The sequence below is a fragment of the Paenibacillus oralis genome (genome assembly GCF_003863965.1).
Taxonomy (GTDB): Bacteria; Bacillota; Bacilli; order Paenibacillales; family Paenibacillaceae; genus Fontibacillus; species Fontibacillus oralis.
In genome coordinates this window covers 1,641,696-1,654,164 of the sequence record NZ_RRCN01000001.1, presented here as the reverse complement: position 1 = coordinate 1,654,164, position 12,469 = coordinate 1,641,696, and the positions used below count along the sequence as shown (strand labels likewise).

The window sequence follows — 12,469 nt, the reverse complement described above, 5'->3', positions numbered from 1 at the left end:
GAGTGTGTCCATCGTGACCATGAATTTTGAAAGTCAGTTTTTGCATTCTAATCATGAGATATCCATTATTTTACCTGACAAACCACATCATATTTCTGCCAAAGAATATTACCAAAACCAAAAGAAGTACAAGGTGTTATGGCTGCTTCACGGTACATTTGGCGATCATTCGGATTGGTTGAGAAAAACAAATATCGAATTGTATGCGTGTGAAAAGGATCTCATAGTGGTAATGCCTAGTGCTTTAAATAGTAACTATTCAAATTGGAGCCGTTGCATGTTGGGGTTCAATATGTACGATTATTTAATCGATGAATTAATGCCAATGATTTATAACTGGTTTCCCGCATCAGAAAAACGCAAGGATAACTTTATAGCAGGCCTTTCAATGGGTGGACGGGGAACCATAAAATTTGCAGTGAATTATCCTGAGAAATTCGCAGCTGCGGCTGTCTTGTCTGCAGTACCTGTAGACTTTAATAATCTGACCGAACAGGATCTGCAAAAAGACGACCCTTTTTATCAACGTTTGCGGGGAATGGTAGATAATGCGGGAGGTTTGGAAAAGTTTGTTCATTCCAACGAGAACGTATGGAATATTATAAACTCTCTTGCAGATAGCCGTAAACTTCCAAGGTTATTATTTGCGTGTGGTAGTAAGGATAAACTAATTTATGAGAACTTCACTGTTTTCCAAGAACATGCCAAGAAGATTGGACTTGATGCAGAGTTCTGGACACTTGAGGGATATGGTCATGAGTGGAGATTCTGGGATCTGGCGATACAACACGCCTTGGAATTCTTTGGTCTGAGCGATACGGGGCAGAGTCGATTCTGACTTTCGGTTGTAAAATTAACCGACCATACAGAAGGAATAAACTAAAAAAGGGGTTGATTTCTATGGAGAAGAAAATTGTGATTCTTCCGGGAACACCAAATGATGATAATCGGGAATATCTTCCGGAAGCAATAAAAGATTCCGACATGGTCGTAAATGAGAATGGAAACAACTCACAAGTGTACCCTGCAAGATTGATCGAACATACCGGTCATGTTGTGGGAGAGGTTAACAACACTTGGTATGAATATGTACCAGTTGCATACGATGGAACCCAAAAAGTACCCTTGGTTGTGTCCATGCATGGTGGTTTAATGACGGGGTGGGGGCAGGCTGTTTACAGCTCGTGGACACTGGTTGCTGATCGTGAAGGTTTTATTGTCCTTTTCCCGAATGCTAGTGATAGACGGTTTTGGAACGTGGAATGTGATCCTGAGCAAATAGTGGTGGCAACAGCCCCAAATGAAGAAGGAATATATTTAAACCCTCCTTCGGATCAACCAGAGAATAACCATGATATGAACTTTGTGCTTCAACTTATTGAGCTAATGAAGTGCAAATATAACATTGATGAGGGCAGAGTATTTATTCAAGGGATGTCAATGGGCAACCTGATGACAAGCCAAATGGCACGATATTACGGACAAGTGTTTGCAGGGAAGGCTGGATCTGGCGGTCCATCGGACCCGCGCCTTTTATTTGACGAAAATGATGGAGTAATCAATCGGGGAGGAGCGCTAGCTGTCTGGCAAACCCGGCTTGAGCTTGATGATGTACCGCCACATTACCTGGGCGACGCTGATTATGTAATTAAACGGAATCGAGAGTATTGGAAGAGAATCAATCATTGCCGTACTTTGCCGGAAATTAGAATCGTAGGTGAGGATAACTTTGCTTTTTACAAGGGGGAATTGGCCGATCTGGTATTCAGGGACGTAAAGAACCGTGACCATGGACAGACTTTTGATGATGCGGAGTTGGTATGGGATTATCTGTTCTCTGGAATCAGGCGTGATGAACAAGGACATATTGTCAATACAGAACCAATATCCCCGAGAAAGGGCGATAAATATGGAATAGCTCTTGCGTTAGGGAGAACTAAGGCATTTGTCAACAACCAATTGGTCAAGATGCAGGGTCCGGTAATCAGACATAAAAAGTTAAAGTATCACGGACTAAATGGAAGCGCTATCAGTAGAGGGGAATATTTTTTAGTACCTGCCTCATTTGTAGCTGACGTTTTTGGCGACAAGCAGTGTCGTTATTTCAATCAGGGCCATTCCGTTGAAATAGTGCTAAAAGATGGAAGAATGCTGCAATTTGCCCGTGGAAGTATCGGTTGTATCATGGAAAATCGAATCTACTCCATGTTTTGTGAATCTGTATATAAAGATGGTGAAGTCTACATTCCTATACAGTGGATTTGCCAACGACTCTTCAATCACCACGTCTCATATTGTGATGAGGTGCTTTATATCACTGATCATTATGCTGAGTTGTCTCTGAATATGGCTCGCCTTATTCGGGATGAAATATTAGAGGAGGAACATTAATGAAGAAGATACAGAACGAAATTATGCTAATTACTTATTCCGATAGTATGGGGGGAAACCTCAAGGAGCTGTACGAAGTACTGGATAAGCATTTTCAAGGTATTATCGGCGGTGTCCACATCTTGCCTTTTTATCCTTCTTCGGGCGATCGTGGGTTTGCAGTAATCAACTATGATATAGTAGATCCGGCTTTCGGTGACTGGGATGACATTCGTAAATTTTCCGAAAAATATTATTTGATGGCAGACTTTATGATTAACCATGTGTCTATACGTAGTGAAGAATTCAAAGATTACATGAAAAATGGTGATTCTTCTCCATACAGGGAAATGTTCATTCACTGGAACGAATTTTGGCCAAACGGCGAGCCAACTGAAGAAGAATTGGAAGCCCTTTACCGGCGAAAATTACAAGGTCCTTATAAGGAATTCACCAGACAGGATGGCAAGGTTGTAAAACTGTGGAACACCTTCTTCGAAGAACAAGTAGATGTGAATCCATGGGCACAGGCTACTAAGGATTATTTTAAGCGAAACCTGGAGCATTTAGCCCAATATGTTCCACTTATTCGATTTGATGCCTTTGCGTACGCATCGAAGAAACCAGGCACCAGTTGTTTCTTTGTTGAACCAGAAGTGTGGGATGTACTGGATATCGGAATGGAGCCACTTCGAGCGCACGGTACTGAGATGTTGCCAGAAATACATGAGAATTACAAAGTACAGCTCAAAATGGCAGAAAAGGGACATTGGGTGTACGATTTTGCATTACCGATGCTAATGCTTCACGGTTTAATGACAGGGAGGACGGACAGATTGATTCACTGGCTCAAGACTTGCCCACGCAAGCAATTCACCACACTTGATACCCATGATGGAATCGGAGTAGTTGATGTTGCTGGTTTACTGGATGAGAATGAAATTGATCTGGTAAGAGAAAGAATAAACCAGAAGTTGGAGGTAACCCAAAAGTATATTCAGAAGCCTGCTGGAATGGTTAAGATGTCAGGTTCCAAAATGAAACAATATCAGTTGATGTCAACTTATTATTCTGCACTTGATGAAAATGAGGAAGCATACATGCTTGCGCGAATTGTACAACTTTTTGCTCCAGGTATTCCTCAGGTTTACTATGTAGGTCTCTTGGCAGGCGAGAATGATATAGAAAGCCTCAAGCGTATAGGTGAACCAAGAAGTATTAACCGTCACAACTATACAAGAGCAGAAATTGAAGATCGAGTAAAACTTCCTATGCTCCAGCGCTTGTATGAGATTATGCGTTTTCGCAATACCTATCCGGCTTTTGATGGAACTATAGAAATAGACGAAGAATTGGAGAACGGGAAACTGGGCATTACCTGGATAAATCAAGAATACAGAACAACACTCCGTGCTGATTTTCGGACGAAAGAATATGAAATTACGTATTTGGATCACAATAAAGAGGGAATCGTTTTATAACCTTGCCTTTTACTTTATATTTGGGGGAAACTGAAATGAGCGAGACAAACATTATCGGACAGGTCACCACACCATTAGGCAGATTGACCACGGGAATAATTATTGGCTTCGGATTAATGATGCTAGCATTACTGACACCGGGAATCCTTCTACTTACGTTCCGCATGATGGATATTGATCCGGACGGTTATTTAAACTCTTATGGTCTAGTGGCAGGTATTGGAGCCTTCTTTGCACTCATTGGTAATCCAATAGGCGGTGCAGTAAGTGACCGGACAAATGTATCATTTGGGAGACGTCGGACATGGATTCTGTTCGGTGCACTGCTCGGCAGCGCAGGGCTCATTTTGGTTGGATTCGGCACTGCTATATGGCAAATCATTGTTGGTTGGTCTGCCGCACAGTTTTTCTTCAATTTTGCTATGGCGTCGTATATGGCTTTAATTCCTGAACAAGTAAAGGCAGAAAAACAAGGAACTATATCCGGAATAATAGGACTTGTGGGACCCGCCGCTGCATCTGTTGGGATGGTGCTCATGATGGTGATGACTTCTGTTAGCGCTGATATAAAGTGGAGTATGCTTATCATACTGGGTTTAGTGGGACCTGTTATTAGTTTATTTCTTATCAAAGATGGTAAAGTTAACATTATATCTGCTCCCAAAACTAAAGTGAATTTTATAGAGCGGGTTAGTAGAATATATCCTAGTCCTCGAAAGTTTCCTTCTTTTAGCTATGCGATTATTGCTAAATTCTTTTTAATGCTGGGTTATGGAAGTGCCAGTTACCTGACTGTTATGCTGGTTAGCCGTATGAATTATACGCAAGAAGAAGCCACTCAAGGACTGGGAGTAATAAACATTGCTATGATACTAGCAATGGCACTTATGAGCGTTGTTGGGGGAGCATGGTCAGATAAGGTCCGCAAACAAAAGCCTTTTTTGTATACTTCTGCGGCTATTATGATTATGGGGATTCTGGTCTTTGCATTCTTCCCGCTTTTTCCAGCAATCGTTGTAGCAGCAATTATTTTGGGTCTGGGCGCAGGCTGTTTCTCAGCCGTTGATACAGCACTTGTAGCTAGAATTCTTCCACGTAAAGAAGATGCTGCAAAAGATTTCGGGATTATGAATGTTGCCAATACTTTACCACAATCTATTGTTCCGGCACTTGCTCCTTTAATTATAGGTGTTGTTGGTTGGCCATCTTATTTTCTGACATTTGGAATCTTCCTGATAATCAGCATGTTTTGTGTCAAACCTTTGCCGGAAATTGGGGAATTTACAGATACAAATAAAGCGACTAACGAGGTAAACTAGTATGCGTTCAACTCTAAAAAGATGTTTCTGTAACTATTAAGTAAGTCTATCAGGCAGAAGCTATACTCATACTTTTCTATCAAATGTAAGCGTTTGATTTTATAATACACTTGGTAGTTTTTACAGCTACGGTAACCAGATTGCCATCAGAATTCAAGATCCTGGATGCAAAGGTATAATGGGATTACCTAATAGGGGCGTACCCTGCGAAAACATATCCGAATAACAAAGTGAAGAACCTTAGCTTTCCCGTTGGCAACATATCCGAAAAGGAACGCTACAATATAACGAAGGAGCTGTCGGCGGCAGCTCCTTTAGCAATTTCGCCGTTAGATCCGTTAGGCTGAGCCGTACCATAAGTGACGGCGAAAAAAATTGTCAAGAGGACAAAATTTCTTAAATAGGCAGGAGAGGTGGGCAGAGTTTGCGCTTGTAGTAGAATCCCAGAAGTTTTATGGGAGCGATTGGGATAAGAGCGAGCCTGATGACGGCGGTATGCAAGAATTGATCCAATGGCAGCTCGAAGTTGCCGCAGATAAAGAGGAATAAAAAGGACATGCCTTGGCCGTGCAAGACATGTCCAATTGGCCGCAGACCCGTTACAGGGTCAAACTTTGTTCGCATGCACCGTGTTCTTCATTCACGAGCAGTTGCTGACTTTTGAATCGCAGCTCAATCCGGTCTGCTTGCCGCTGCTCTAATCGCTGCCCAATCTCCGATAGCTCATTGATCTTGGCTTTCAGTTTCTTCGGCTCCGACGCTATTGGCGCGACAAACGGCGGTGCCTTTATTGGCAAATTGCCCGATGATGGAGATCCGACCGTACTGCCACAATTCCGCTGCGAGGACTGTGTTGGGTGATGGACGGAAAGATTTGTTTTTCCTCAGTCAATTACAAAGACGAACAGCAACCCATTTACCAGAAGGCTGTTCGTCTCTGCACATGGAATGCTGAAGATTATTCGATATCTATATCAAATCTTTGAGCCATTTTGCCGATAAATTCATTATCGTTTAGTTCTTCACGTTCAATCATCAAGTCAGAGCCGGTATGATATCTCAGTTGGCGGGAAGGATCGATTGCCGCCTTGTAGATAACTTCAGCAACAAGTTCCGGAGAAGCGATTTGTTCAGGGTCGAACAGGCTTTGATACATTAAATTGATTTTTTGCTCGAATTCACTATAATCTGTTAACCGGGTATCCTGAATAGCATCCCTAGATCTGCCCGTGAACTCGGTTTTGGTGGGTCCCGGCTCCACAATCTTTACCCGGATATTAAATGGAGACAGTTCATAAAGTAGAGACTCAGTGAATCCGTTTACGGCATATTTGGAAGCATGATAAAGCGAAAACAACGGATAGGTGACTCTGCCTCCCTCAGAGGTAACGTTGATAATAACTCCCTTACGGTTCTTTCTGAAATGAGGCAGAATCGCTTTGGTTACCCGCATCAGGCCAAAAACATTGACATCAAACTGTCTTTGAATTTGTTCTTCCGTTGCAGCCTCAAAGATACCGAATGCACCGTAACCTGCATTGTTTACAACGACGTCGATTTCCCCGAATTTTGATATCCCTTGCTCGATTACATTTTGGATAGATTCCTTGTTTTCAACGTCGAGATGGGTAACTCACACGTTCTGAACCTGGGTCAACTCCATTTCTTTTTCAGGAGAACGCATAGTAGCGATAACGTTCCATCCCTTATTTGCGAAATGTAAGGCTGCAGCTCTTCCGATTCCTGCTGATGTACCGGTGATCATGATTGTTTTCATGGACTGGCGCCTCCTTTAATCTCCTACCTGAGAGGAATATAAATCGATTTTGTATTGAATGTTTTCCTTGAAGCGAGTTAATTGTTCGAATTGGGCTTCGATACGTTCAATTTGTAATTGAAGCATTTGGATACGTTCAGTTTTCGTTTCATCTCCCTTTAGGACCAGTTGCACAAACTGCTTCATTTCGGCAATACTCATTCCCGAATCACGAAGGCAGCATGCGAATTTGATCCATTCAATGTCTTCCGAATCATATATGCGAATACCGCTTTCATTACGTTTGGCGGGTGGAAGAATCCCTTCCTTTTCATAGTAACGAAGAGTGTGAATAGACAATCCGGTCACGCTCACAAGCTGACTAATTTGAAGGGCCATAGAAGATTTCGTCCGTTCTTTTGAACATTGGACATTCCTCCTTTCACCACGAAATTAATTATAGCGTATCATCTAGAGTGCACTCTACGTCAAGGCTTTCATCACGATCAAGCTCGATGGAAGAACTGTACCGCGAAGGCAAGTGCGCAGATAGCGGAAGAACGAAAGAAATGGATCATTGATTCGTTTATATATTTCAACATGGACTGGTCGATCGTGACGAAATCGGGTACACTATTCTGTCCAGAGTATTCGGAAAGGAGATATATAAAATGGCAGACGAAATGAGTCAACTGGCACAGCTGATTTACAATCATTCTAAGAAGGATGGTACCTTTAGCCAGAGCATTTCCGGTCTGTATACTAGGCGCTACTCCAAAATAAGTACGGACTGGGAAAAATCTTTTTACATGCCCTCCATCATAATTGTTGCTCAGGGAGTAAAGGCTGTCAGGATGGGAAAGGAAATCTTTCAGATTGGCAGGTCCCATATGCTTATGATTCCAGTTGCCGTACCAGTTGCTCTGAAAACAATAGAGGCGAATTCTCAGCAGCCATTTCTCGCCGTAGGGTTGACCTTAGAACCGGAAAAAATTGCGGAGTTTATTCCGAAAATTTACCCACAGGGACTGCCCGCTGTGCAAACCCGGAGTGTAGGTTATGTCACTGAGACTGACATAGGTATTATTAATGCGGTGACGAGGTTAATGGAATGCCTGCATAATCCAAGTGATACAGAATTACTTGCCCCAATTGTTAAGGATGAGATTTTAGTGCGGCTGCTGCGAAGCCAGATTGGTATTCACATCGCCGAAATGGGCTTTGCAGATACAGGTGTACGGCAGGTGGCAAAGGCAATCGAGTGGCTTCGCAACAACTTTAATGAGCCAATGAAGGTTTCAGAGCTGGCAAGGCTTGCTCATATGAGTGTTTCTGTTTTTCATAAACATTTTAAGGAAGTTACCTCGATGAGCCCATTGAAATATCAAAAAGAACTGCGGCTGCAGGAGGCAAGGAACCTTATGTTATCTAGGCAAATGGATGCAGTTACAGCTTCTCAGCTGGTAGGGTATGCAAGCGCCTCACAATTCAGCCGGGATTATAGCAGCTATTTTGGAAATCCCCCTAAAAGAGATATTGCTAAATTGGAACAGCGGTTAAATGCATCAAATGATATTACTTTCACCTCAGGAGAATCAGGCAATAAGTCAAGTTAAACAGGCAACCATCTTTTTAAGACTTAAATCATAATGGGTTTGTAATATGTGCAAGAGATGGCTTAACCCTATTATGAAGTGCTTAGGAGGATATTATTATGCGTATTTTTGTTACAGGGGCTACTGGTTTTATCGGATCTGCTGTTGTAAAGGAGCTTATAAACGCCGGTCACCAAGTTATTGGGCTTGCTCGTTCAGATAAGTCTGCTGCAGCGCTCAATGCAATGGGGGCCCAAGTGCATAGCGGCAGCCTTAATGACATCAACAGTCTCAGAAGTGGAGCCGCAGCAGCGGACGGTGTCATTCATTTGGCCTTTGACAATAGTTTCACTGACTTTGGCGGAGCAATTACAGACGATCTTCATGCCATTGAAGCAATGGGAGATACCCTAGTTGGCTCTGGCAAACCCTTTGTTATTACCTCTGTAACTACAATGGTTCCGTCATTAGGGCGACCAGCTACAGAGGAAGATCAGCCACAGGATGGGTCACCGGGAATGCCGCGAAGTGCAGCTGAAAAGATGGCACTAGCACTGGCTGAACGTAATGTAAGGTCAGCTGCTGTGAGGCTCTCTCCATGTGTGCATGACGCCACTAGGCATGGCTTTGCTACAGGTCTAGCTGACATTGCTCGTGAAAAAGGTGTTTCAGCATACGTTGGCGATGGATGGAACAGATGGCCGGCCATACATAGGCTCGATGCTGCAAAGCTATTTCGATTGGCCCTGGAATCTGCTCCAGCCGGGTCAAGGCTTCACGGTGCTGGTGAGGAAGGCATACCTTTTAGGGATATCGCTGAGGCAATCGGCCTAAGTCTGAACCTGCCTGTGATCAGCATTTCTCCAGAAGCAGCAGCAGAGCATTTTGGATGGCTTACACCATTCGTATTAATGGACAATCCGACGTCCAATTCTTTGACACGGGAGAGGCTTGGCTGGAAACCGGCAGGTCCTACCCTGGTCGATGATATTGTAGGAAAATAAACTTCAACTAACGGAAAAGGCACGATTGTCCATGGAACTGAATCATGAAATAGAGCCAGTCTGACGCGCAAGGAATTGCAAGCTACTGACATAACGTTGTCAGTAGCGTTTTTTTATAATTGGACATGTAAATGTAAAGGAGAATAGATAAGTAAAAAAGTATGTTTTACAACGGCTGTGGGACACGGCCAAACCTATTATTAGGAAGGATGATATCTTGTGAATTTCGCTTCTGTACGCATTATTACTGACGACGTGGATCGTCTCGTCGAGTTCTATGAGAAAGTCATGGGGGTTTCGGCGGAGCGACCCGCGCCCGTATTTGCCGAACTCGTTGTGCCATCTTGCACCCTTGCAATCGGCCACTCCCAGACGACGCAGCTATTCGGCGCCGATTCCGTAGTAGGTGCCAATAATCGCACTGTCATTATTGAGTTCCGGGTCGACGATGTCGAAGCCGAATTTGTGCGCTTGAAGCCATTTGTCGATAATTGGGTAATGGAACCGACCATGATGCCGTGGGGGAACCGTTCTATGCTGTTCCGCGATCCCGATGGCAACCTTCTTAACCTCTTCGAGCCGGTGACCGAGGATGCGATTAAACGGTTTAGAGGTAGACATTGACGGGCAGTAAATAATGGCCTTCAAACTTGCCGTTACAGACAGCGCGGAGAACCGTATCATAAGTGACGGCAAGTTTTTTGCGGAATTCCTTGCGGCGCAGGGATTTGAATATATGTGCAGGATAGTAGAGGACAGGGCACTCGCCCTGTCCCTTCTTATTAGATGAGGATAGGCGCGTGAGTTTCGGTTCAATCAAGGTATTTACAGATCGACTTTCCAGTTGCCCATCATCTTGGCGACTTCCGGATCGCGGTACCTTAGAACCTTCGTGTTACACGAAGTCAAGTGGCTATCTTAATTTATTTTCCAAGGAGGATTCCAAATGCATACGGTCAAAGAAGCTGCCCAGATCACGGGACTCACTGAGCACGCCGTGCGTTTTTACACGGATAAAGGCCTGGTGCCGAGTCTATTTTCAGGAGATGAATGCCTATGGTACCAACAAGTGAATGGCTGTCCCAGTGGGGTTCGTAGAATTCCCATGTTACTTGATCCATACACTGGAGGGTTTCTGGCCATGGGTCCTCTTTGATAAGGCATTAATTTGTTATTGGAGTGGAATGCCCCGATCTTTGACCACATCACCTTTGCGAAGGAGCGGCCGTAGCATGCTCCTTTCGTATTTTTCGCCGATAGACCCGTTAAGTTGAACCGCACCACAAGTAGGGCGAAAAGCGTTATTCTCAGGGGGGGAATCAGACATTTCACAAATGATATAGAGCTACCCCCTACACTGCTATTCTGGACAAGAGTTCTTTTACTGTATCCCTTTCATATACCCCTGAATTTTCGAGGAGAACGAAAAGAGCAGAATACTGAGGAGGATTGCCGCTCCTCCAATGACTCCAAAGTATACCATCTCGTTGGCAGGCGAATAAAATCTAACAATCTGCGCATTAATCGCTTGGGCAGCCGCATTGGATAAGAACCATAAACTCATGGTCTGGGCTGAGAAGGCCGAGGGTGCTAATTTTGTCGTTGCCGATAGTCCTACGGGAGACAGGCATAATTCCCCCAGCACAACGATGAAATAGCTGAGAACGAGCCATAAAGGATTAACCAAGGAATGCTCACCTCCAAAGTAAGCCGGCAAGAGGATCACAAGAAAGGATAATCCGGCAAACAATAAGCCCAAGGCGAATTTCTTCGGTATCGTGGGCTGCCGTTTTCCAAGCTTTATCCATAACCAGGCAAATAGGGGAGCTAAAGCAATAATAAATAAAGGATTTAAAGACTGAAACCAGGCTGGCGATATATGAAGTCCGGCAAAATCCAATTGCGTACGTTTATCTGCATAATTGGCAAGGATAGTTGACCCTTGTTCTTGAATAGCCCAGAACATAATCGCTGCAATAAACATCGGAATATAAGCAATGAGTCTTGAGCGTTCAACGCTTGTTGTTCGTGGACTACGAAACATGACAATAAAATACAGGGTTGGAATCAAAATTCCCAGAATACCTACGATCGCGATAAAGGATTTAAACGTTAACAGACCTAACGTAATCGTAATAGCGACGATACCAGCGAGAAGCACTGCGCCGAGACCGACTATAGGGAATACTTTTTTCCGTTCCGCCTGTGATAACGGGCTTGCTACCAAAGTGCCTGCAAGGCCGAGGTTTTTCTTCTTGGTAAAGATAAAGATGATTAATCCCAGAAACATACCGACGGCTGCAATGCTGAAGCCCAGGTGAAAGTTGTAATTCATGCCGACGGTTCCTACAATAAGCGGAGCAATGAATCCCCCCAGGTTGATACCCATATAGAATATACTGAATCCTGCATCCCGGCGTTGGTCACTTTCACTGTAAATTTCCCCCACAACACTGGATACATTAGGCTTCAGCAAGCCTGTACCCAGCACGATCAGAACCATGGAAACAAAAAATAATGAAATACTTCCCGGGATGGCCAAGGCGATATGCCCCAGCATGATTAATATGCCGCCATAGAATACAGCTTTTGACGCTCCGAATATTCGATCCGCTAACCAGCCACCAATAATCCCAGACATATAGACAAGTGAACCATAGATAGACATAATGGCAAGAGCTGTGCTCTCATCCATGCCGAGTCCGCCTTGACTCAGTTCGTAATACATATAATAAACAAGGATAGCTTTCATTCCATAGTAGGAAAATCGCTCCCAAAACTCTGTAAAGAACAGAGTAAACAACCCTTTGGGATGTCCAAAAAATCCCCGTTGCGGAACACTCTCAACAATTCTTTGTTTGTTTAAATCAGCCATTCTGATACTTCCTCCCATGGGGTAATAAAATTTTATTCAAATGTATCACCTCTTAGTAATAATACCACA

At 43.7% G+C, this 12,469-nt stretch carries 9 protein-coding genes and 2 pseudogenes; 8 read left to right on the top strand and 3 right to left on the bottom strand.

Translation table 11 applies throughout. From position 1 onward, the window contains the following. Nucleotides 1–4: 4 nt before the first annotated feature. The 4 genes from EHV15_RS07805 (at nt 5) to EHV15_RS07790 (ending at nt 5,170) form a co-directional block, all read left to right on the top strand. Nucleotides 5–838 carry an alpha/beta hydrolase gene (locus tag EHV15_RS07805; protein ID WP_128630737.1) on the top strand — a complete coding sequence of 278 codons (834 nt, stop codon included), beginning with the start codon at nt 5–7 and terminating at the stop codon, nt 836–838. A gap of 62 nt (nt 839–900) precedes the next feature. Next, a complete protein-coding gene (locus EHV15_RS07800; RefSeq protein WP_128630736.1) occupies nt 901–2,391 on the top strand; it encodes a CE1 family esterase in 1,491 nt (496 codons plus the stop codon). Then, the gene (gtfA, locus tag EHV15_RS07795) at nt 2,391–3,851 is read left to right on the top strand and encodes a sucrose phosphorylase (RefSeq protein WP_128630735.1); all 1,461 of its coding nucleotides are present in this window, start codon (nt 2,391–2,393) and stop codon (nt 3,849–3,851) included. Before EHV15_RS07800 ends, gtfA begins: the two co-directional genes overlap by 1 nt. A 35-nt stretch (nt 3,852–3,886) precedes the next feature. Continuing rightward, complete coding sequence (locus EHV15_RS07790; RefSeq protein WP_128630734.1) at nt 3,887–5,170, top strand: MFS transporter; 1,284 nt, start codon at nt 3,887–3,889, stop codon at nt 5,168–5,170. Between the two features lie 958 nt (nt 5,171–6,128). Here EHV15_RS07790 and EHV15_RS07785 read toward each other — a convergent pair. Next, a pseudogene (locus EHV15_RS07785) lies at nt 6,129–6,935 on the bottom strand (SDR family oxidoreductase). A gap of 27 nt (nt 6,936–6,962) precedes the next feature. Beyond that, nucleotides 6,963–7,325: a MerR family transcriptional regulator gene (locus tag EHV15_RS07780; protein WP_128630733.1), complete on the bottom strand. Its 363-nt coding sequence runs from the start codon at nt 7,323–7,325 to the stop codon at nt 6,963–6,965. A 272-nt stretch (nt 7,326–7,597) separates the two neighbouring features. On the opposite strand from EHV15_RS07780, the gene EHV15_RS07775 reads away from it, so the two are divergent. The 4 genes and pseudogenes from EHV15_RS07775 to EHV15_RS07760 form a co-directional block, all read left to right on the top strand. Then, complete coding sequence (locus EHV15_RS07775; RefSeq protein ID WP_128630732.1) at nt 7,598–8,542, top strand: AraC family transcriptional regulator; 945 nt, start codon at nt 7,598–7,600, stop codon at nt 8,540–8,542. A gap of 98 nt (nt 8,543–8,640) precedes the next feature. Further along, on the top strand, nt 8,641–9,525 hold the full coding sequence (locus EHV15_RS07770) for an SDR family oxidoreductase (protein ID WP_128630731.1): 885 nt from the start codon (nt 8,641–8,643) through the stop codon (nt 9,523–9,525). Nucleotides 9,526–9,744: 219 nt separating this feature from the next. Next, nucleotides 9,745–10,149 (top strand): VOC family protein, encoded by a 405-nt coding sequence (locus EHV15_RS07765; RefSeq protein WP_128630730.1) that lies wholly within the window; start codon nt 9,745–9,747, stop codon nt 10,147–10,149. Nucleotides 10,150–10,471: 322 nt separating this feature from the next. Next, nucleotides 10,472–10,561: pseudogene (locus EHV15_RS07760) on the top strand (MerR family transcriptional regulator); the annotation flags it as partial. A 345-nt stretch (nt 10,562–10,906) separates the two neighbouring features. Here EHV15_RS07760 and EHV15_RS07755 read toward each other — a convergent pair. Further along, entirely contained in the window at nt 10,907–12,400 is a 1,494-nt protein-coding gene (locus EHV15_RS07755) for a peptide MFS transporter (RefSeq protein ID WP_128630729.1), read from the bottom strand. Nucleotides 12,401–12,469: the final 69 nt, after the last annotated feature.